This window comes from Pseudomonas sp. GW822-FHT07A10 (assembly GCF_058798795.1).
Map to the genome: position 1 here is coordinate 89,843 of NZ_JBXAKV010000013.1, position 21,774 is coordinate 111,616.

At 59.8% G+C, this 21,774-nt stretch carries 18 protein-coding genes; 7 read left to right on the top strand and 11 right to left on the bottom strand.

From position 1 onward, the window contains the following. Nucleotides 1–104: 104 nt before the first annotated feature. Both gyrA and mtnA read right to left on the bottom strand, forming a co-directional pair. A complete protein-coding gene (gyrA, locus tag AC1RL4_RS21280; protein WP_204124572.1) occupies nt 105–2,774 on the bottom strand; it encodes a DNA gyrase subunit A in 2,670 nt (889 codons plus the stop codon). Between the two features lie 428 nt (nt 2,775–3,202). Then, a complete protein-coding gene (gene mtnA / locus AC1RL4_RS21285; RefSeq protein WP_204124571.1) occupies nt 3,203–4,279 on the bottom strand; it encodes an S-methyl-5-thioribose-1-phosphate isomerase in 1,077 nt (358 codons plus the stop codon). A gap of 108 nt (nt 4,280–4,387) precedes the next feature. Here mtnA and AC1RL4_RS21290 point away from each other — a divergent pair, with 108 nt between their 5' ends. From AC1RL4_RS21290 to AC1RL4_RS21310, 5 genes are all read left to right on the top strand, one after another. After that, on the top strand, nt 4,388–5,722 hold the full coding sequence (locus AC1RL4_RS21290; RefSeq protein WP_019582590.1) for a TRZ/ATZ family hydrolase: 1,335 nt from the start codon (nt 4,388–4,390) through the stop codon (nt 5,720–5,722). A 71-nt stretch (nt 5,723–5,793) separates the two neighbouring features. Next, a complete protein-coding gene (gene ubiG / locus AC1RL4_RS21295) occupies nt 5,794–6,492 on the top strand; it encodes a bifunctional 2-polyprenyl-6-hydroxyphenol methylase/3-demethylubiquinol 3-O-methyltransferase UbiG (protein ID WP_018929858.1) in 699 nt (232 codons plus the stop codon). 4 nt (nt 6,493–6,496) lie between these two features. Beyond that, nucleotides 6,497–7,168: an N-acetylmuramic acid 6-phosphate phosphatase MupP gene (mupP, locus tag AC1RL4_RS21300; RefSeq protein ID WP_018929859.1), complete on the top strand. Its 672-nt coding sequence runs from the start codon at nt 6,497–6,499 to the stop codon at nt 7,166–7,168. A gap of 207 nt (nt 7,169–7,375) precedes the next feature. Then, nucleotides 7,376–8,116: a YciK family oxidoreductase gene (locus tag AC1RL4_RS21305; protein ID WP_007939907.1), complete on the top strand. Its 741-nt coding sequence runs from the start codon at nt 7,376–7,378 to the stop codon at nt 8,114–8,116. Nucleotides 8,117–8,490: 374 nt separating this feature from the next. Then, complete coding sequence (locus AC1RL4_RS21310; RefSeq protein ID WP_019582591.1) at nt 8,491–9,417, top strand: GGDEF domain-containing protein; 927 nt, start codon at nt 8,491–8,493, stop codon at nt 9,415–9,417. Between the two features lie 84 nt (nt 9,418–9,501). Here AC1RL4_RS21310 and AC1RL4_RS21315 read toward each other — a convergent pair whose 3' ends face one another. The 7 genes from AC1RL4_RS21315 to AC1RL4_RS21345 all read right to left on the bottom strand — a co-directional run bounded on the left by AC1RL4_RS21315 (nt 9,502) and on the right by AC1RL4_RS21345 (nt 17,342). Continuing rightward, nucleotides 9,502–10,263 (bottom strand): iron-containing redox enzyme family protein, encoded by a 762-nt coding sequence (locus AC1RL4_RS21315; protein ID WP_218584820.1) that lies wholly within the window; start codon nt 10,261–10,263, stop codon nt 9,502–9,504. Nucleotides 10,264–10,340: 77 nt separating this feature from the next. Further along, entirely contained in the window at nt 10,341–12,800 is a 2,460-nt protein-coding gene (locus AC1RL4_RS21320; RefSeq protein ID WP_028938970.1) for an EAL domain-containing protein, read from the bottom strand. 196 nt (nt 12,801–12,996) lie between these two features. Continuing rightward, nucleotides 12,997–14,823 carry an ABC transporter ATP-binding protein gene (locus tag AC1RL4_RS21325; protein ID WP_018929863.1) on the bottom strand — a complete coding sequence of 609 codons (1,827 nt, stop codon included), beginning with the start codon at nt 14,821–14,823 and terminating at the stop codon, nt 12,997–12,999. Beyond that, the gene (locus AC1RL4_RS21330; RefSeq protein ID WP_196808877.1) at nt 14,816–15,418 is read right to left on the bottom strand and encodes a DsbA family protein; all 603 of its coding nucleotides are present in this window, start codon (nt 15,416–15,418) and stop codon (nt 14,816–14,818) included. Before AC1RL4_RS21330 ends, AC1RL4_RS21325 begins: the two co-directional genes overlap by 8 nt. 36 nt (nt 15,419–15,454) lie before the next feature. Then, nucleotides 15,455–16,396, bottom strand: coding sequence for an oxygen-dependent tRNA uridine(34) hydroxylase TrhO (gene trhO, locus AC1RL4_RS21335; RefSeq protein WP_018929865.1), 942 nt, complete (start codon nt 16,394–16,396; stop codon nt 15,455–15,457). 103 nt (nt 16,397–16,499) lie between these two features. Next, nucleotides 16,500–16,799 (bottom strand): BolA family protein, encoded by a 300-nt coding sequence (locus AC1RL4_RS21340; RefSeq protein ID WP_007939900.1) that lies wholly within the window; start codon nt 16,797–16,799, stop codon nt 16,500–16,502. Between the two features lie 12 nt (nt 16,800–16,811). Further along, nucleotides 16,812–17,342, bottom strand: coding sequence for a DUF2059 domain-containing protein (locus tag AC1RL4_RS21345; RefSeq protein ID WP_433785641.1), 531 nt, complete (start codon nt 17,340–17,342; stop codon nt 16,812–16,814). A gap of 192 nt (nt 17,343–17,534) precedes the next feature. Here AC1RL4_RS21345 and AC1RL4_RS21350 point away from each other — a divergent pair, with 192 nt between their 5' ends. After that, a complete protein-coding gene (locus AC1RL4_RS21350; RefSeq protein WP_028938968.1) occupies nt 17,535–18,929 on the top strand; it encodes a class II fumarate hydratase in 1,395 nt (464 codons plus the stop codon). 131 nt (nt 18,930–19,060) lie between these two features. Here the strand turns inward: AC1RL4_RS21350 and AC1RL4_RS21355 are convergent, their stop codons facing one another. Further along, the gene (locus AC1RL4_RS21355) at nt 19,061–20,020 is read right to left on the bottom strand and encodes a DMT family transporter (RefSeq protein ID WP_019582596.1); all 960 of its coding nucleotides are present in this window, start codon (nt 20,018–20,020) and stop codon (nt 19,061–19,063) included. Nucleotides 20,021–20,221: 201 nt separating this feature from the next. On the opposite strand from AC1RL4_RS21355, the gene AC1RL4_RS21360 reads away from it, so the two are divergent. Next, nucleotides 20,222–20,425: a DUF6316 family protein gene (locus AC1RL4_RS21360; RefSeq protein WP_018929870.1), complete on the top strand. Its 204-nt coding sequence runs from the start codon at nt 20,222–20,224 to the stop codon at nt 20,423–20,425. 68 nt (nt 20,426–20,493) lie between these two features. Here AC1RL4_RS21360 and AC1RL4_RS21365 read toward each other — a convergent pair whose 3' ends face one another. Further along, the gene (locus AC1RL4_RS21365; protein WP_019582597.1) at nt 20,494–21,678 is read right to left on the bottom strand and encodes a thiolase family protein; all 1,185 of its coding nucleotides are present in this window, start codon (nt 21,676–21,678) and stop codon (nt 20,494–20,496) included. Between the last annotated feature and the right edge of the window lie 96 nt (nt 21,679–21,774).

Below are 21,774 nucleotides of genomic sequence, written 5' to 3' on the forward strand. Positions count from 1 at the left end.
GCAGCCTCGCTTCGCTCGACAGCTCCTACATTAAAAACAATTCCACAGTTCCCTGAGGACAAACAACAAGGGGGCGAATCTTCATCCGCCCCCTGCTTGCCCGCTTACTCCTGCGGCTCTTCGTCGGCGGCGGCGTCGAGTTGCTGGTCGTCGGCAACATCGTCGATCACGACCTCACCCTCGAACACTGCATCCTCTTCACCTGCAAGCCCTTCGCCTTCCAGCTCTTCGCCTTCGACTTCCGACGGCTCCTGAACCCGCTCCAGGCCCACCAGCGTTTCATCGTTGGCCAGCTTGATCAGGGTCACGCCCTGGGTGTTACGGCCCAGGCTGGACACTTCGTCGACGCGGGTACGAACCAACGTACCCTGGTCGGAAATCAGCATGATTTCCTCGCCGTCGAGCACCTGAACGGCGCCGACCAAGCGGCCGTTACGCTCGTTGCTGACCATGGCAATAACGCCCTGACCGCCACGCTTGTACTCAGGGAACTCGGTGATCGCGGTGCGCTTACCGAAACCACGCGCCGAAGCGGTGAGGATCTGGCTGCCTTCTTCCGGGATCAGCATGGAAATCAGCTTCTGGCCTTCCGGCAGACGCATGCCGCGGACACCGCGAGCGGTACGGCCCATGGCGCGAACGTCGGTTTCCTTGAAGCGAGTCACCTTGCCGCCGTCGGAGAACAGCATGACTTCGCGATCGCCATCGGTAATGGCCGCAGAGATCAGCACGTCGCCTTCATCCAGCTCCAGCGCGATCAGACCGACGCTGCGTTGACGGCTGAAGGATTCCAGCGGGGTCTTCTTCACGGTGCCTTTGGCAGTGGCCATGAAGATGAAGTGACCTTCGGTGTATTCCTCGACCGGCAGCATGGTGGTGATGTATTCATCACTGTCCAGCGGCAGCAGGTTGACCAGCGGACGACCACGGGCAGCGCGGGAGGCTTCCGGGATTTCGTAGGTTTTCAGCCAGTACACTTTGCCTTTGCTGGAGAACAGCAGCAGCGTGGTGTGGCTGTTGGCGACCAGCAGGTGGGCGATGTAGTCCTCATCCTTCACGCCGGTAGCCGATTTACCTTTACCGCCACGACGCTGAGCCTGGTACGCCGCCAGCGGCTGGGTCTTGGCGTAGCCACCGTGGGAAATGGTCACGACGCGCTCTTCTTCCGGGATCATGTCGCCCAGGGTCAGGTCGAGACGGGCATCGAGAATCTCGGTGCGACGCACATCGCCGTACTCGGCACGGATCACTTCCAACTCTTCGCGGATCACTTCCATCAGGCGCGTGGCGCTGTTGAGGATGCGGATCAGCTCGCCGATCTGGTTGAGGATCTCTTGATACTCGGCCAGCAGCTTCTCGTGCTCCAGACCGGTCAGGCGGTGCAGACGCAGTTCCAGAATGGCTTGCGCCTGCTCTGGCGACAGGAAGTACTTGCCGTCGCGCAGGCCGTATTGTGGATCGAGGTTTTCCGGACGGCACGAATCGGCGCCGGCACGTTCAACCATTGCAACCACCGCGGAGGATTCCCACGGCGTGCTGATCAGCGCTTCCTTGGCTTCCGACGGGGTCGGCGAAGCCTTGATCAGGGCGATGACCGGATCGATGTTCGACAGGGCAACCGCTTGACCTTCCAGGATGTGGCCACGTTCGCGCGCCTTACGCAGTTCGAACACGGTACGGCGGGTCACGACTTCGCGACGGTGACGAACGAAGGCTTCCAGCAGATCCTTGAGGTTGAGGATCCGCGGACGGCCGTCGATCAGCGCAACGATGTTGATGCCGAACACGCTTTGCAGCTGAGTCTGGGCGTAGAGGTTGTTGAGGATCACCTCAGGCACTTCGCCGCGACGCAGCTCGATCACGACGCGCATACCGTCCTTGTCGGACTCGTCGCGCAGCTCGGTGATGCCTTCGAGCTTCTTCTCTTTGACCAGCTCGGCGATCTTCTCGATCAGACGGGCCTTGTTCAGCTGGTAAGGGAGTTCGGTGATGACGATCTGCTGACGACCACCGACCTTGTCGATGTCTTCGATGATCGAGCGGGCACGCATGTAAATGCGCCCGCGACCGGTGCGGTAGGCTTCGATGATGCCGGCGCGACCGTTGATGATCGCGGCGGTCGGGAAGTCCGGACCGGGGATGTACTGCATCAGCTCATCGACAGTCAGCTCCGGATTGTCGATGAGCGCCAGGCAACCGTCGATGACTTCACCGAGGTTGTGCGGCGGAATGTTGGTCGCCATGCCCACGGCGATACCGCTGGAGCCGTTGACCAGCAGGTTGGGGATCTTGGTCGGCATGACCGCGGGGATCATTTCGGTGCCGTCGTAGTTCGGCACCCAGTCCACGGTTTCTTTATGCAGGTCGGCCAGCAGCTCGTGCGCCAGTTTGGTCATGCGCACTTCGGTGTATCGCATGGCCGCGGCGTTGTCGCCGTCTACCGAACCGAAGTTGCCCTGACCGTCCACCAGCAGGTAACGCAGCGAGAATGGCTGCGCCATCCGAACGATGGTGTCGTACACCGCGGTATCACCGTGCGGGTGATACTTACCGATCACGTCACCGACAACACGGGCAGATTTCTTGTACGGCTTGTTGAAGTCGTTGCCCAGCTCGCTCATCGCGAACAGCACACGCCGGTGCACGGGCTTCAAGCCATCGCGCGCATCCGGCAGTGCCCGCCCGACAATTACGCTCATCGCGTAGTCGAGGTAGGACTGCTTCAGCTCGTCTTCGATATTGACCGGGAGGATTTCTTTGGCCAGTTCGCCCATGAGAAGCCTGATTCCTTTTTCTGGTGAAACTTCGTCACATCCATATGGGACGAACGAAGCTCGCCGATGCAGACTGAGTGCCATGCACCGACTTACGACAAATCAACGAGTTATGCCATGGATCTGCGCAGTAAAGGCAGCCACATCAGGCTACCCTGGAAACCGCCGGATGTTATCACAAGAGCCGCCACGCACCTATCCCCCAGATGCGCATGGAGCATAGTTAGTTGACCGGTGACAGGCTTGAAGGAGACGAGAGGGGCTTAGAGCAGCATCGAATGAAGAATTCAGGCCTGATTCGGGCCTGATTCATTGTGTTTCCGGGCCTCTTCGCGGGCAAGCACGCTCCCACAGGGTTCAGCGGTGCTCACTTATACCTGTGGGGGCAGGCTTGCCCGCGATGGCGTCCTTTCAGGCAATACAGATCATCAATGCAGACGCTTGCGGCACATCAATTGGGCCATTTTCGCAGTGTCCGGGCGCTCGACGATGCCTTTTTCGGTGACGATCGCATCGATCAGGTCGGCCGGGGTCACGTCGAACACCGGGTTGAACGCTTCCACATCCGCCCCCACCCGCTTGCCGCCAACTTCCAGCAACTCGCGGCCATCACGCTCTTCAATAGGAATCTCTTCGCCACTGGCCAGGTTCATGTCGATGGTCGAACTCGGCGCCACCACCATGAAGCGCACGCCGTGGTGCATGGCGTTGACCGCCAACTGGTAGGTACCGATTTTGTTCGCCACATCGCCATTGGCAGTGATCCGGTCGGCGCCGACGATCACCCAGGTCACACCCTTGGTTTTCATGATGTGCGCAGCAGCGGAGTCGACATTGAGGGTCACCGGAATACCCTCATTGGCCAATTCCCACGCAGTCAATCGCGAACCTTGCAGCCATGGCCGGGTTTCGTCGGCGTAGACGCGCTCGACCATGCCTTCGATGAACGCCCCGCGAATCACCCCCAGCGCCGTGCCGAAACCACCGGTGGCCAGCGCGCCGGTGTTGCAGTGCGTGAGGATCGCCTGGGCGTTGCCTTGATGTTTGCGGATCAGGTCGACGCCCAACTGAGCCATGGTCAGGTTGGCTTCGCGATCACTTTCGTGGATGGCGATGGCTTCGGCTTCCAGCACCGACAGCGGATCGGCGTGCTCCCTCAGGCGCTCAAGCCGCTCACGCATGCGACCCAAGGCCCAGAACAGATTGACTGCGGTTGGACGGGAGTCGGCCAGCAGCGCGAAATCCTCTTCCAGCGCCGCTTGCCAGTCGCCACCCTCGGCAAATCGGGCGCGAGCCGCCAGCACCACGCCATAGGCAGCGCTGATGCCAATGGCCGGCGCACCGCGCACCACCATCGAGCGAATGGCTTCGGCCACACCGGCAGCGCTGGTGTAGGCAATCCAGGTTTCCTCGAACGGCAAAATACGCTGATCCAGCAGGTACAGTGCGCCATCACGCCAATCGATGGCCTTCACCTTCTCCGCAGCCAACAGTCGATCGCGCATCCCACACCCCGCACTCATGAACAAAAGCCACCGATTATAGCGATCCCCCCGCGAAGACGCTCGGGTATACTTCGCCATCCTTTACAAAAGCACTGGAACCGACTCTCGATGCCGACCCCCACCGCTGCGCTCGACCTATTATTGCTGCCGACCTGGCTGGTACCCGTCGAACCGGCTGGCGTGGTCCTTAAAGAGCATGCCTTGGGTATCCGCGATGGTCGTATTGTGTTTATCGGCCCTCGCGCAGCAGCCTTGAAGCTTAACGCAACCGAAGTGCGCGAATTGCCGGGCATGCTGCTCAGCCCGGGCCTGATCAATGCCCACGGGCATGCAGCAATGACGCTGTTCCGCGGCCTGGCCGACGATCTGCCGCTGATGACCTGGCTGGAAAACCACATCTGGCCGGCCGAAGCCAAATGGGTCGACGAGGCTTTCGTACGCGACGGCACGGACCTGGCCATCGCCGAACAGATCAAAGGTGGCATCACCTGTTTCTCTGACATGTATTTCTTCCCGAAGGTCGCCAGCGAACGCGTACATAACAGCGGCATTCGCGCCCAGATCGCCATTCCGATCCTCGATTTCCCGATTCCAGGCGCCAGCACGGCAGATGAAGCCATTCGTCAGGGCGTCGAATTATTCGGCGATCTCAAGCATCACGAACGGATCAAAGTCACCTTCGGCCCCCATGCCCCGTACACCGTGGGCGACGAAAACCTGGAAAAAATCCGGGTGATCGCCGAAGAACTGGATGCCTCGATTCACATGCATGTCCACGAAACCGCCTTCGAAGTGCAGCAGTCGGTGGAGCAACGCGGCGAACGCCCGCTGGCCCGCCTCGGCCGCCTGGGCCTGCTCGGGCCGCGCTTCCAGGCCGTTCACATGACCCAGATCAGCGATGAAGACCTGGCGCTGCTGGTAGAAAGTAACACCAATGTGATTCATTGCCCGGAGTCGAACCTGAAGCTGGCCAGTGGCTTCTGCCCGGTCGAGCGTTTGTGGCAGGCCGGGGTGAATGTGGCGGTCGGCACCGATGGCGCGGCCAGCAATAATGACCTGGACCTGCTGGGTGAAACCCGCACCGCCGCATTGCTGGCCAAGGCTGTCGCCGGCTCGGCCACCGCGCTGGACGCCCATCGCGCCCTGCGCATGGCCACGCTCAATGGCGCCCGTGCGCTGGGAATCGAAGCGCAAACCGGTTCGCTGGAAGTCGGCAAAGCGGCAGACATCGTCGCGTTCGACCTGTCGGGCCTGGCGCAGCAACCGGTCTACGACCCGGTTTCGCAACTTATATATGCCACTGGCCGCGACTGCGTGAAACACCTTTGGGTCGCCGGCAAACAACTGCTCGACGACCGCCGCCTGACCCGCCTGGATGAAGCGCAACTGTGCGCCACCGCCAAGGCCTGGGGCCAGCGCATCAGCGGCCATACCGAATCGTAAGCACCGAATTGTAAGCACCCTGGACCAAAACCGGGGCAACAGAATTTTTCAAGTTTTAGAGGACTGACACCATGAGCAACGTCGACCACGCCGAAATCGCCAAATTCGAAGCCCTGGCCCATCGCTGGTGGGATCGCGAAAGCGAGTTCAAACCGCTGCACGACATCAACCCGCTGCGGGTCAACTGGATTGACGAGCGCGTCAATCTGGCCGGCAAGAAAGTCCTCGACGTCGGTTGCGGCGGCGGCATCCTCAGCGAAGCCATGGCCCAGCGCGGCGCCACCGTAATGGGCATCGACATGGGCGAAGCGCCGCTGGCGGTCGCGCAATTGCATCAATTGGAATCCGGTGTGAATGTCGAATACCGGCAAATCACCGCCGAAGCCCTGGCCGAAGAAATGCCTGAGCAATTCGACGTGGTCACCTGCCTGGAAATGCTTGAACACGTTCCGGATCCATCCTCGGTGATCCGCGCCTGCTTCCGCATGGTCAAGCCTGGCGGCCAGGTGTTCTTCTCCACCATCAACCGCAACCCGAAGGCTTATCTGTTCGCCATCGTCGGCGCCGAATACATCATGAAGCTGCTGCCGCGTGGCACTCACGACTTCAAGAAATTCATCCGCCCTTCCGAGCTCGGTGCCTGGAGTCGCATGGCCGGCCTGACCGTCAAAGACATCATCGGCCTGACCTACAATCCGCTGACCAAGCACTACAAACTGGCATCCGATGTCGACGTCAACTACATGATCCAGACCCTGCGCGAGGAGTAAGCCGATGCGTATCAGAGCAGTTCTTTTCGACATGGACGGCACCCTGCTCGACACCGCGCCGGATTTCATCGCCATCTGCCAGGCGATGCGTGCTGAGCGTGGTTTGCCGCCGATGAACGACAAGCACATCCGTGACGAGATCTCCGGCGGCGCCAGGGCGATGGTCGCGGTGACTTTCTCGATGGACCCGGAATCGCCTGGCTTCGAGGAGCTGCGCCTGGAATTTCTGGAGCGCTATGTCAAAGGTTGCGCGGTGCACAGCAAGCTCTTCGACGGCATGGGCGAATTGCTGGCCGACATCGAGAAGGCCAACCTGATCTGGGGCGTGGTCACCAACAAACCGCTGCGCTTCGCCGAGCCGATCATGCAGCAATTGGGGCTGGCCGAGCGTTCGGCGCTGCTGATCTGCCCGGATCACGTGAAGAACAGCAAACCGGACCCGGAGCCGTTGATCCTGGCGTGCAAGATGCTCGACCTCGATCCGGCCAGCGTGCTGTTCGTCGGCGACGACCTGCGCGATATCGAATCCGGCCGCGATGCCGGCACCAGAACAGCCGCCGTGACCTACGGCTACATTCATCCGGAGGATAACCCGCGGCATTGGGGCGCGGATGTGGTGGTCGATCATCCAATGGAGTTGCGCCTGGTGCTGGATAGCGCTTTGTGCAGTTGCTGATCTGACTGACAACAGGAAGCATTTGTGGCGAGGGGGCTTGCCCCCGTTCGGCTGCGAAGCAGTCGTAAATCCAGAGAACACGGTCTGGCTGAAGGTAGCGAATGGAGGGCCGCTTCGCGACCCAACGGGGGCAAGCCCCCTCGCCACAATAAGCGCTCTTGCCACAGATGCGATGCATGCCTACGTTGAATTGTTGTGAGGTTTTTTATGTTTGATTATTCCGCCCGTCCTGAATTGCTCAAGGACCGGGTCATCCTGGTCACCGGCGCTGGCCGAGGCATCGGTGCTGCCGCCGCGAAAACCTACGCCGCTCATGGCGCCACCGTGTTGCTGCTGGGCAAGACCGAAGCCAATCTGACTCAGGTCTACGACGAAATCGAAGCGGCCGGGCATCCACAACCGGTAGTGATCCCGTTCAACCTGGAAACCGCCCTGCCCCACCAATACGATGAACTGGCGGCCATGATCGAAACCGAATTCGGCCACCTCGACGGCTTGCTGCACAACGCGTCGATCATCGGCCCACGCACGCCGATCGAGCAGTTGTCCGGCGAGAACTTCATGCGCGTCATGCAAGTCAACGTCAACGCCATGTTCATGCTCACCAGCACCCTGCTGCCGCTGCTCAAACTGTCGCAGGACGCCTCGGTGGTGTTCACCTCCAGCAGCGTCGGTCGCAAGGGTCGTGCGTATTGGGGCGCTTACGGCGTGTCCAAGTTCGCCACCGAAGGCCTGATGCAAACCCTGGCCGACGAAGTAGACACCGTCGCCCCCGTGCGCTCCAACAGCATCAACCCCGGCGCCACCCGCACCAGCATGCGTGCTCAGGCCTACCCTGGGGAAAATCCGCTGAACAACCCGACACCCGAGGAGATCATGCCGGTCTACCTTTACTTGATGGGGCCGGACAGTACCGGCATCAACGGTCAGGCGTTCGACGCTCAGTAATGCCCGTGCGTCGCTTTTGTGCCGCGACGACTTCCCGTCGCGGCATACAAAGCCGGTGATAACTGCAGCTGATTCAAGTCAAATAAATGTCAACATCCTCGACACCATCCTTCGTAACCTCCCCAACCTTGTTGATTTAGAACGCTTTTTAGCCGACTGAACTGAATGGCACGACTTTCGCTCTAATTTTGCTCAGACACGCCGTGTGAAAGCAGACGGGGCAGAGCTTGAGCCGAGAGGTTACTAATCTTCGGCAAAGCGGACTAAACTCGTGCCAAATGTCCTACGGGACTGATGGACCAGTATGACGCGCAGCCCAAAGCCGCTCTCACCCAGCCTGTAAGACAGTCTTACTGTTTAGGGGCTCACGCCATATGAAATCGCCTTCCCAGACCAACGCAATTGACTTCGACAGCGCCAAATTGCAACGCCTGGGCTTTGGTCAGCAGCCTCCCCTTCTGGAGCGGCCCGTCAGTCTTGCGCAATTGCGTCAGGAGCTGGGCCTGCAACTGCAAACCAGTCTTGAGCCGCAACGCATTCTCGGACTTTTCTTCCGTGAAATTCAGCGCCTTGTACCGCTGGATGCCTTGAATTATGAGCATCAGCCCAGCGACTTGCGCCTGCAGTTCGGCCAGCGAGGTCATCATTCGATCAGCTACAGCCTCAGTCATGAAGGCGAGCAATTGGGTGAACTGGTGTTCCGTCGCAATCAGCGTTTCAGCGATGAGGAGCAAGGCCATCTGGAATCGCTGTTATCAGCGCTTCTCTACCCGATGCGCAATGCCCTGCTCTACCGTGCCGCCACCCAAAGCGCCTTGCGCGACCCGCTGACCGACACCGGCAATCGCATCGCGATGGATCAGACGCTGCAACGGGAAATCGAGATGTCGCGCCGACACTCACAGCCCCTGTCGCTGCTGATGCTGGACATCGATCACTTCAAACAAATCAATGACACCTACGGGCACAGCGCCGGCGATGAAGTGCTCAAGGCCGTCGCAGCCTCGATCAAAAGCCAGTTGCGTAACGTGGACATGGTGTTCCGGTTTGGAGGCGAAGAATTCATGATCTTGCTGTCCAACACCAGCCGGGAAGCCGCGGCCATGGTCGGCGAACGACTGCGGTTCGCTGCGCAGGCTCAGGACTATGTGGCCGAAGGCAAGGCCATCGAACTGACGGTCAGCCTGGGTTGCTCGACCCTGCTGCCCGGCGAGTCTGCCGAGAGCCTGTTGCGACGAGCCGACAGTGCGCTGTATGTGGCCAAGCGCGAGGGGCGTAACCGGTTGGCGATGGCGGGCTGAGTCAGCCCATCAAATGCGTGGCGAGGGGGCTTGTCCCTTCGCCACACAGGCTAGCTCCTACAGTTGTTTTGTGTAGCCTTCGGATCAGCTCTCGGCCAACGCCATCCGCTCACGGACTACCGGGGCTTTTGCTGCCAGTTCCAACTGCATGCATCGCTCCAGGAACAGGTACATGTAGTCGTAACTTTTGCAGACCGCCTGGCGCAATTCCATTTGCAGGGATTTGCTCGGGTTCAGCCCCGCCAGGGTGCAGATGATTTCCAGCGCTTCCCAAGGATGGGCATCGTCGTACTGGGCGTGCATCTTCAACCACTTCATGGCCCGCTTGCGATCTTCCTCGGGGAACGATGCCGCATAGACGCCACTGGAACAGACCAGCGCCGACCACTCCCCGGTAGCACCCTCGATGGCATAGTTGGTGGCGGCGATAGCCACGATCAGCGAGTCCGACGAACTGGTGTGCCAGCACCAGTGACTCAAGGCGTGAAGTTCAGGGGCAACCTGTTGCGCCTGCAAATCTTCCAGGCTGATGCCGTGAGCACGGCTCCAGTGCACCCAGTAATCGGCATGGTTCAGTTCGACGCGAATATTGCGCATCAGCCAGCGACGCGCCATGTCTTCGCCAGGGTGGCGTGCAAAACGGGTCTTGGCCAGGTTCTGTGCCATGTATAAGGCGAACTGTTCGACCACCGGCCAGCCACCAATGAGGTACTGACGCATGGTTTTTGCGCTGAGCTTGTTATCGCGCATCCGCTGGTACAGTTCATGTTCGACGACGCGGCGCTTGCTCTCGCTGCAATCCTGAATCAATTGCTGAGCCCAGGCGGGGTAACTTGCAGCTTCCATGAGGGGTCCGGTTCTGTTGAATGTGTCGATCACTGTCGCGCTCCTTTTGATTGTGATTTTCAGATCAACAAGAGATTTCAACGGAACGTGCCGGGCGCCTTGAATAACAAAGGCCGTGGCCTGGCAGGACGACTTTGTAAACTGTCGCAGGTAAACAGATGCGGGCGTTCAATCAGATACCCTTGAGCGTAATCCACCCCGATCTCCAGCAATGCCTGCTCGATCTGAGGTGTTTCAACGAACTCGGCAATCGTACGCTTACCCATGACATGCCCGATGTGATTGATCACTTCGACCATGGCGCGGTTAATCGGGTCGTCCAGCATATCCTTTACGAAACTCCCGTCGATCTTCAGGAAGTCTACAGGTAAATGTTTCAAGTAAGCGAATGAGGACATACCGGCGCAGAAGTCATCTAATGAGAAGTGGCAACCTAAGCCTTTGAGTTCATTAATAAATCTAATTGCGCTAGGCAAATTGGAAATCGCACTGGTTTCTGTAATTTCAAAACAAATCATTTCAGGTGGAATTGAATATGCAACAAACTGTTCACGAAGGAAGTCCAGAAACGCCTCATCTCCGATAGTAATACCTGACAGATTTATCGCACACATGGCCAGCGGCTCTTCGCCCTCTTGGGCGATGGCCTGGGCAATGACCTTGAAAACGTTCTCCACCACCCAGCGGTCAAGCGACGTCATCAAACCATAACGCTCGGCGGCCGGAATGAAACTGTCCGGTAGAATCATGCGCCCGGCTTCGTCATGCAGGCGCAGCAGGATTTCGATATGTCCGCCGTCCCGCTCGCCAAGACCCAGAGGCGCGATTTCCTGGGAGTAGAGGCAAAAGCGGTCCTCCTCCAACGCCATGTGCAGGCGTTGCACCCAGGCCATCTCACCATAGCGCAGGGACAGTTCCGAATCGTCGGCGTGATAGACCTGAACCCGGTTGCGGCCCTTTTCCTTGGCCATGTAACAGGCCATATCAGCGGCTCGCAGCGAGGCTTCGAGGGTGGCCGGACTCTGAGTGACGTGCACCAGACCAATGCTCACCGTGGTCACGAACGGCCGGCCTTTCCAGACAAAATGCAGGTTCTGCACAGTCTGGCGCAGGACTTCGGCAATTTTCTCAGCCGCTTCCGGCGCACAGTTTTCCAACAGAATGCCGAACTCGTCACCCCCCAATCGGGCCAGGGTGTCGCCTTCGCGCAATCCTGACTGCAGCAACGCACAAATATGCCGCAACAACTCATCGCCGGCAGCATGACCGCAGGTGTCGTTGACCAGTTTGAATTGATCCAGATCGAGGAACATCAAGGCGTGACGCCCCGCTTGTCGCATCAGGCCATGCAGGGCCTGTTCCAGGCGATATTCGAATTCGCGGCGGTTGGCCAGCCCGGTCAAGGCGTCATGGGTCGCCTGCCAGGACAAATTGGCGATGTACTGCCGCTCTTGGGTCATGTCATGCAGCACCAGCACGGTGCCACTGACCTTGCCCGCATTGCGGATCGGCGCACCGACCAAGGTGACCGAAACCGTGCTGCCATCCAGTCGCTGGATCAGTTTGGAATGTTCGCTACCGCCACTGAGCTGGCCGCTCAAAATGTGTTCGATCAAGGTAAAACCGTCGGCCTGAGCGTTCTCGTCCAGCAGATTGAACAGCGCCGCCAATGGCAACCCCGTCGCCTGTTCGGCCTTCCAGTGAGTCAAGGCCTCGGCGGCCGGGTTCATGTAGGCAATCGCGCCCTCGACGTCGGTGGTGATCACCCCGTCGCCAATCGATTGCAGGGTGATCTGCGCCCGGTCTTTCTCCAACTGCAAGGCATCGGCGAAGGCATGGCGTTGTTCGAGCAGTTTGTGGGTACGCAGCAAGGCCAGCACGATCAGGCCCAGCGCGGTGGCGAGGTTCGTCGCCAGCAGCAGCCGGAGAATCATGCGCGAGCCCTCGCCCAAGGCATCGCTGAACGCTTTGGCAGGGGGCGTCACGCCATCGTTGATGGCCAAAATCTGCGCCTTCCAGTGCTTGATATCGGCATCGGTGGCCTGGTTATCGACAATACCCTGATGCATTTCCCGTGCGACGTCATCGAGCCGCACCAGGTACTCGTCACCGATCGTCCAGAGTTCGATGGCTTTTTCCAGGTAACTGAAATGCCGGAAATTGAGGTACAGCCAAATCAGGCTGGGGACGTCGTCCGGGTGATTGCCGCCCTTGAGAATCGCGAGCCGCGCGGCCTCGATATTCGGTGGCTGATGATCCAGCGCCATACGCAACTCATGGCCGCCCTGAGGCACGGCAATCGCGTTCTGGTATTTGAGAAAAATCGTCTCGTCGCGACTGTCGGCGTAGAGATTGAGGTAATAGATGGCGTCTTTCTGGCCCTTGGACCACAGGCTCTCACCGCCGACGTAGCCACGAACCGCTGAAAGAACGTAAAGACTGACGCCGCCCAACAATGCCTGAAACAACACAACGGCGATAAATGGCCAGACGATGCCCAACAGCCGTGGCGTTCCGAGAGTCCGTTTTTGCTTCATGAGGTCCCTTGCATAAGCATTGCCGGATGAACACCCAAATAAATCCCGCACCTGACAGCACAGACTAGGCTAATTTCCGACACTTCGAATCATCGAGCACACCACTGCAATCCGATTGTCTGGCCAGACAGAGCGCAAAAAACGCCAAAATTCCTCGGGACCGCTCAAACACTAAGCGCAGAAAACCGTACAAAGTTCAAGGTCGTTGAATTTGCTGCAAATGCCCATAAAGCTTGGCGTACAAACCACCATCGGCAATCAACTGCTGATGGTCGCCATCCTCGGCAACCTGCCCGCCATCGAACACCAACACTCGATCGGCCTGCTTCACGGCCGACAATCGGTGCGCAATGATCAACGTGGTGCGGTGGCTCAAGAACCGCGCCAGCGCCTGGTGCAGGTTGTATTCGGTGGCCGCGTCCAATGCGGACGTGGCTTCGTCGAGGATCACCACTTTGGGCTCGGCCAACACCATTCGGGCAATCGCCAAGCGTTGACGCTGCCCGCCGGATAAACGCACACCGGATCGCCCGACGATACTGTCCAGACCGTTGGGCAATGCACGCACCGTGTGGTGCAGCTGAGCAATTTCCAGTGCCTGCCAGCAGGCTTCGTCACTGCGTTCGCGGCCCATGGTCAGGTTGGCGCGCACGGTGTCGTTGAACAGGGCGGGATGTTGCAAGACCACGGCGACATTTTCGCGCACAGTTTCCAGGCCGATTTCTTGCTGAGTCGAACCACCGAAACGGATGGTCCCGGCCAGCGGCGTGTACAGGCCCAACAGTAACTGCACCAGAGTACTTTTGCCCCCCCCGCTGGCGCCGACAATCGCGACTTTTTCACCGGGGGCAATCGACAGGTTCATTTGGTTCAGCACCAACTCGTCGCCGTAGCCGAAACTCAGCCCCTGCACTTCGATGCCCACCGTGTCGCGCCCTTGGAACGGATCGACACTGCCGGTGTATTGCGGCTCGTCGGCACGGGCCAGCAACTCGTTGATCCGCGACAGCGCACCGCCGGCGGCGTAAAAGGCGTACTGCAGATTGAGCAGCTGCTCCACCGGACCGATCATGAACCACAGGTAGCTGAACACCGCCAGCATCTGGCCGATGGACAGGTCGGAAAACAGCACGGTGAGCATGGCTGCGGCGCGGAAAATATCGATGCCGAACTGGAACAGCAAACCGCTGGCCCGGTTCGATGCATCGGTTTTCCACTGCGAGCTCACCGCGTAATCGCGCACTTCCCGCGCTCGCTGCCCCAACCGTCCGAGGAAAAAGCCCTGACGATTACCCGCTCGCACTTCCTGGATGGCGTCCAGGGTTTCGGTCAAGGCTTGGGTGAAGCGTGAGGTGCTGTCGTTCTCGAGCTTCTTCAGATGTTTGACCCGCTTGCCCAACTGCACCGTGGCGTAGATCACCAGCGGGTTGAACAGCAGAATCAGCAGCGCGAGTTTCCAGTGCATCCACATCAGGATCGATGCGGTGCCCACCAGCGTCAGCATCGCCACGAGGAAACGACTGAGGGTTTCGCCGACGAATTTGTCCAGGGTATCCAGGTCGGTGACCAGGTGCGTGGTCACCGTGCCGCTGCCCAGGCTTTCGTATTCGCCCAGCGAGATGCGCTTGAGCCGGTCGATCAACCGCACCCGAATCCGATACACGATGTCCTTGGCCAGCGCCGCAAACAATTTCGCCTGCACCACGTTGAACAACAACGCGGCGCAACGCAGCGCCAGGGTCACCAGCAGCATCAGGCCGATATAACCCGCGGCTTTCTGCCAGACGTCGGGCAGCGCGTGGTTCATGACTTTCAGCGCAACGTCACCGTGGCCCAGCAGCACTTCGTCCACCAGCAACGGCAACAGCAACGGGATCGGCACGCTGCACAGCGTTGCCAATACCGCAACGCCGTTGGCGATCCACAGGGATTTTTTATGATGAAGGGCCAGGCGGCGGATTTCCGCCCAGCTCAGCCGATCGACACGTTTGGGAGCTGCTGCATCATCGGGCAGATCATGCACAGGCAGCGCGCTCCAGCCAGCGGCCGAGCAACGGTGACAACTCGCTCAGGGGCTGATAGCCATTGGTCAGCAGCGCCAATTGACCATTGCGCTCTGCCAGCAAGGTCGGGAAACCGGCAATGCCCAAGTCCTGGACCCAAGTGAAATCGGCGGCGGTCGCAGCGTGCTGATCGGCACGGTCGAAGGCTGCGGCAAATTCGATGCGCGGCAAACCGGCCTTCTCCGCCAGCTCCACCAACACGCTGGCACGAGTGACATCGCGACCTTCGGTGTAGAACGCGTGCTGGATCAGCCCGAGCAGTGTCCAGGCGCAATCCGGCGCCAGGCTGCGCGCGGTCACCAGCGCCCGACAGGCAGGCTCGGTGTCGTAGACAAACCCGTCGGGCAACGCGCCTTCAAATTTGAACGGCTGGCCGGTGGCCTCGTGAACCGCCTGCCAGTGCTCAAGAATGTAGCGCCGGGTGGTCGGTTCCAGCGCCGCGCCACTGCCGGTGCGCAAACCACCCACCACCAGATGCAACTCCACACCCGCCGCCTGCGCCTGCTCAACCAGCGCTTTGGCCACCGGAGCGAAGCCCCAGCACCAGGAACACATCGGATCCATCACATAGAGCAGGCGTGCAGACATGGTTCAAGCCTCGGAAGCGGATTGCTTGTAGTTGTAACCGATCGGGTGCGGCATGTTGCGCGCCTTGGCCAGTTCGATCTGCTTCTGCCGGTCGATGGCACTGCGACGGGTTTTCTCGCTCAGCTTATCCCAGCAATGCGGGCAACTGATGCCGGCCACATAGTGCTCGGATGCGCGGTCTTCAACGCTGACGGGCGTACGGCAGGCATGACATTGATCGTAGTCGCCTTCGCTGAGATCGTGACGAACGGTCACGCGGTTATCGAACACGAAACAGTCGCCCTGCCATTTGGTTTCTTCCTGCGGCACCTCTTCGAGGTACTTCAGGATGCCGCCCTTGAGGTGATAGACCTCGTCGAAACCCTGGCTGAGCATGTAGCTCGACGCCTTCTCACAGCGAATGCCGCCGGTGCAGAACATCGCGACTTTCTTGTGCACGGCCGGGTCGAAGTTGGCTTTGATGTAGTCGGGGAATTCGCGAAAACTGGTGGTCTTCGGATCGATGGCGCCTTCGAAGGTGCCGATCGAGACTTCGTAGTCATTGCGGGTGTCGATCAACAGCACTTCCGGATCGCTGATCAGCGCGTTCCAGTTCTGCGGATCCACATAGGTGCCGACCTTTTTGTTCGGGTCCACGCCTTCAACGCCCAAGGTGACGATTTCTTTCTTGAGTTTGACTTTGGTGCGGTAGAACGGCTGTTCGTCGCAGTACGACTCTTTGTGGTCGATGTCGTCCATGCGCGGGTCGTTCTTGAGCCAGGCCATCAGCCCGTCAATGCCTTCGCGGCTGCCGGACACGGTGCCGTTGATGCCTTCTTCGGCGATCAGCAGCGTGCCTTTGATGCCGTTGTCGATCATCGCTTGCAGCAGTGGCTCGCGCAGATCAACGTAATTTTCCAGGGTGACGAACTTATACAGTGCCGCCACGACAATCTGTTGTGTCATGGGTAATTCTCCAGGTGGCTACCCTCGTAAGGGGTGAACCGGATGCGAAAAAAAAACGCGCCGGGTGAGCGGCGCGTTGCGGATTCTAGCAAAAAACCAAGGGTTAATGCTTGCTGCCGCCAGCACAGGTCGGCGAGGCCGGAGCCGCGTCGATCTGCGCCCATTCCTCCGGCGTGTAGGTATGCAGCGCCAACGCATGGAACTCGCCCATCAGTTCGCCCAAAGTGCCGTACACCTTCTGGTGACGCTTGACGCGATTGAGCCCTTCGAACTGCCGGCTGACCACCACCGCCTTGAAGTGGGTCTGCAACCCACGGCTGTGCATGTGGCTTTCATCCAGTACTTGCAGGTGCTCGGGCTGCAGCAGCCCCAGCGTCGATTCGATGCGTTGTTGCATGGTCATACCCGGCTCCGCTTAAGGCTTTTTCTTGGCTGCAGGAGCAACGGCGCCGGCTTTAGGATCCAGCTCGTTAGTCATGTCTGCCAGCAGTTTGTTGACCACAGGCACCGCGCTTTCCAGCTTGGCTTGAGTCATCTGGGCCGATTGCTGAGTCAGCTGCGGCATTTTTTCCAGGACTTTCTTGCCCAGTGGCGACTGGTAGAACGCCACCAGATCCTTGAGCTCGGATTCGCTGAAGTTGGTGGTGTAGAGCTTGACCATGTCCGGCTTCAGCTTGTTCCAGCCAATGGCTGCGTCCAGCGCTGCGTTGGCCTTGGCCTGATAAGTTTCCAGAACGGCTTTCTTCGACTCAGGGGCTTTGGTCTGTTCAAAGCGCTGAGCGAACATTTGCTGCACTTGCATGTACACCGGAGTGCCCAGTTTGTCAGCGTGCGCCAGGGTCAGGAAAGCTTCGGCACTGGCGTTGTGGCTGGCGGTATCGGCAAAAACCTGGCCGCTGGCGCAAACCAGTGCAACCGCGGTACAGATGGCACGAAGACGAGTCATCGAGTTTCCTTTTCTAGCAGGCGAGGTATAACCCCAAGGGCGACCATTCTGCGCCTAAAAAAGTGTGTCGCTCAACCCCAAGCCTTGTCGCGACTGATTTAGAGGGGTTGAACGGTCAAATTCCAGACTGATGGAACCACGACCGGCGATCACAGCCTAAACTGCGCTATCAGACCTACAGGAGTGTGCATGATGAGCCGTATCGAAACCGACAGCCTGGGCCAGGTGGAAGTCCCGGATGACGCTTACTGGGGCGCTCAGACGCAACGCTCGCTGATTAATTTCGCCATTGGCAACGAACGCATGCCGCTGGCTGTGTTGCATGCCCTGGCCCTGATCAAGAAAGCCGCGGCACGCGTCAACGATCGTAATGGCGACCTGCCCGCCGACATCGCCCGCCTGATCGAACAAGCGGCCGACGAAGTGCTCGACGGCCAACATGACGACCAGTTCCCGCTGGTGGTCTGGCAGACCGGTAGCGGCACCCAGAGCAACATGAACGTCAACGAAGTGATCGCCGGTCGCGCCAACGAACTGGCCGGCAACCCGCGCGGTGGCAAGAGCCCGGTGCACCCCAACGATCACGTCAACCGTTCCCAGAGTTCCAACGACTGCTTCCCCACGGCCATGCACATCGCGACGGTTCAGGCGGTGCAACAGCATTTGCTGCCGGCGATCGCTGAGTTGTCCGGCGGTTTGGCGGAGCTGTCCGCGCGGCACATGAAACTGGTCAAGACCGGTCGTACCCACATGATGGACGCCACGCCGATTACATTCGGTCAGGAACTCTCGGCGTTCATCGCACAACTGGATTACGCCGAGCGGGCGATCCGCAGCGCGTTGCCGGCGGTCTGTGAACTGGCCCAGGGCGGCACCGCGGTCGGCACCGGATTGAACTCACCCCACGGTTTTGGCGAAGCGATCGCCGCCGAACTGGCCGCCCTCTCCGGCCTGCCGTTCGTCACCGCGCCGAACAAATTCGCCGCACTGGCCGGTCATGAGCCACTGACCACGCTGTCCGGCGCCCTGAAAACCCTCGCCGTGACCCTGATGAAAATCGCCAACGACCTGCGCGTGCTGGGCTCCGGACCACGAGCCGGGTTTGCCGAGGTGAAACTGCCGGCCAACGAGCCGGGCAGCTCGATCATGCCTGGCAAGGTCAACCCGACCCAGTGCGAAGCGTTGTCGATGCTGGCCTGTCAGGTGTTGGGCAACGACGTCGCCATCGGTTTTGCCGCCAGTCAGGGGCACCTGCAATTGAACGTGTTCAAACCGGTGATCATCCACAACCTGCTGCAATCGATCCGCTTGCTGGGCGACGGCTGCAGCAACTTCCAGCAGCATTGCATCGCCGGCCTGGAACCGGATGCCGAGAAAATGGCCGAGCATCTGGAACGAGGCTTGATGCTGGTGACGGCGCTGAACCCGCACATCGGCTACGACAAATCAGCCGAGATTGCCAAGAAGGCCTACAGCGAGGGGCTGACACTGCGTGAGGCGGCGTTGAAGTTGGGGTATCTGACCAATGAAGAGTTCGATACGTGGGTGAGGCCGGAGAATATGCTGGAGGCAGGTGCCAAGGGCTGAGTTCTCTAGCGCCCGACAGTCAGTCATCGCGGGCAAGCCACGCTCCCACAGGATTTGTGTCAATCACAACACCCGTGAGCGACCCAAAACCTGTGGGAGCGTGGCTTGCCCGCGATGAACGATAACGCGGTCTAACTGGCTGCCATCCGCACCCGCCGTGCCCTGAGCCCGGCGATCAACGATGGCCCCAACGCCACCAGCGCCGACCCGAGCACCACCAGCACCGCCCCGCCATAACCCAGACCGTTGATCGTTTCGGCATGCACAAAGTCAGGCCACAACCAGGCCGCCACGGCCACCGCGGCAAAAGTCACCAGCGGCGTGATCGCCAGCGTCGCGCTGACCCGCGAAGCTTCCCAATGGGCCAGGGCTTCGGCGAAGGCACCATACGCGATCAGGGTATTCAAGCAGCACGCCAGCAGCAGCCAGCCTTGCAGCGGGCTCAGTTGCAGTGCTTCCAGCGGATGCACCCACGGCGTCAGCAACAGCGCGCAGAACAGGTAAATCACCATCATCACCTGCAACGAATTCCACACCGTGAGCAACTGCTTCTGACCCAAGGCATAGAAGGTCCAGACCGTCGACGCCAACAGCACCATCAGCACACCCGCGGTGTAATCGGTCAGGGAGGTGAGCAACTCGCCCAAGCGCTGATTGAAGAACAGTGCAAAGCCGATCAGCAGCACCAGCAGGCCAATCCCCTGCCCCACGCTGAAACGCTCCTTGAACACGAACAGACTGGCGATCAGCAACATGATCGGACCCATTTGCACCACCAGCTGCGCGGTGCCGGGGCTGAGCAGGTTCAGGCCCATCAGGTACAGCACGTAGTTGCCGACCAGTCCGAGTACCGCCATCAACACCAACCAGCCACCGCGCGGGCCGAGGACTTTGCGACTCGGCAAGCGTCTGGTCGCCGCCAGATATATGAACAGGCACCCGCCGGACACCATCAGGCGAAACCAGGTCACCGTTATCGGGTCCATCACCAGCAGCACTTGCTTGAGTTTGATCGGCAGAATTCCCCACAACAACGCGGTCAGCAAGGCCAGGAATAAACCGTACACCCAGCGACCCGATGAAATATGCATGCTGACCCCGAAGCCCATTGGCAAGAATGCTCATTCTAGGCTCAGACCGGAGCGCGACACAGGGACAGTTGCCCTCGGGCCGCGAATGAAACTGTGCAGGTCGCACCATGACATTGACGGGATGCCGTCGATCAGCTCGCCGGGCGTTGCAAAGGGTTCATGCATAAGCTCATTGAAACCGCCCTCTGCAGGAGATCGCCCATGTACGGCATGCGCGCCCAGGACACCGCCCCCACCACGCACTTTCGCTGTGACCGGTTGTGTCGTGTCAATGGGGAGTTGTATTTCACCACCCGGGAACAGACCCTGGAGGGGCCGTTCGATAATGCGGCGACGGCCGAGAAGGAGATCCAGGCTTATATCGAGCGGATGCAGGTTTTGAGCATGAACATGTCATCGAGGTGACTGCTTCGCGGGCAAGCCTCGCTCCCACGGGATAGCATGGGCTTGCCCGCGAAGGCGACCTCACGGAATTAACGCACCGCCTCAAACAACCCCGTAGCCCCCATCCCGCCCCCCACGCACATGGTGACGATGCCGTAACGCAGGTTACGCCGCTGCAACTCGCGCACGATGTGCCCGACCTGACGCGAACCGGTCATGCCGAACGGGTGGCCGATGGAAATCGAGCCGCCATTGACGTTGTATTTGTCGTTGTCGATCTCCAGTCGGTCGCGGCTGTACAGGCATTGCGAGGCGAACGCTTCGTTGAGCTCCCACAAATCAATGTCGGCAATCTGCAACCCCTTGGCCTTGAGCAACTTCGGCACCGAGAACACCGGGCCGATGCCCATCTCGTCCGGCTGGCACCCGGCCACGGTGAAACCGCGAAAGAAGGCTTTGGGCTTGAGCCCCAGCGCCAGGGCTTTTTCCAGGCTCATCACCAGTGTCATCGAAGCACCGTCAGACAGCTGCGACGAGTTGCCGGCGGTCACCGAGCCGTCTTCGGCAAATACCGGTTTCAACCCCGCCAGGCTTTGCAGGGTGGTGTCGGGGCGGTTGCAGTCGTCGTGATCGACAATGCCGTCGAGGATCTGCACTTGGCCGGTGGTCTTGTCTTCAACGCGATACTTCACCGCCATCGGCACGATCTCATCGTTGAACAACCCGGCGGCCTGCGCCAGAGCGGTACGTTGCTGGCTTTGCAGGGCGTACAGATCCTGCTCTTCACGGCTGACGCTGTAACGACGCGCGACGATCTCGGCCGTCTGGCCCATGGGGAAATAGATACCTGGCACCTGCTCTTTCAGCAGCGGGTTGATCAGGTGGTCGGTGTTGACGCTTTTCATGGTCAGGCTGATCGACTCGACACCGCCGGCGACGATGATGTCGCTGCAACCGGAAGCGATCTGATTGGCGGCAATCGCGATGGCCTGCAAGCCCGACGAACAGAAGCGGTTAAGGGTCATGCCACCCGTGCCGATGCCCAGGTGCGACAGCACCGCGACGTTGCGACCGATGTTGTAACCCTGGGCACCTTCGTTGGAACCGGCGCCGACGATGCAATCCTCGACGCTGGCCGGGTCGACGTCATTGCGCGTGAGCAGCGCGTTGACACAGTGGGCCGCCATGTCGTCGGGACGGGTCATGTTGAACTTGCCGCGAAAGGATTTGGCCAGGCCGGTCCGCACGCTGTCGACGATCACCACTTCACGCATGGCATACACCTCATTGTTGTTGTCAGTCGGGAGTTGGACCGAGCATAAGTCCGACTCATGACTGACCGCGACAATCATTCACCCCGCGTATGCGTA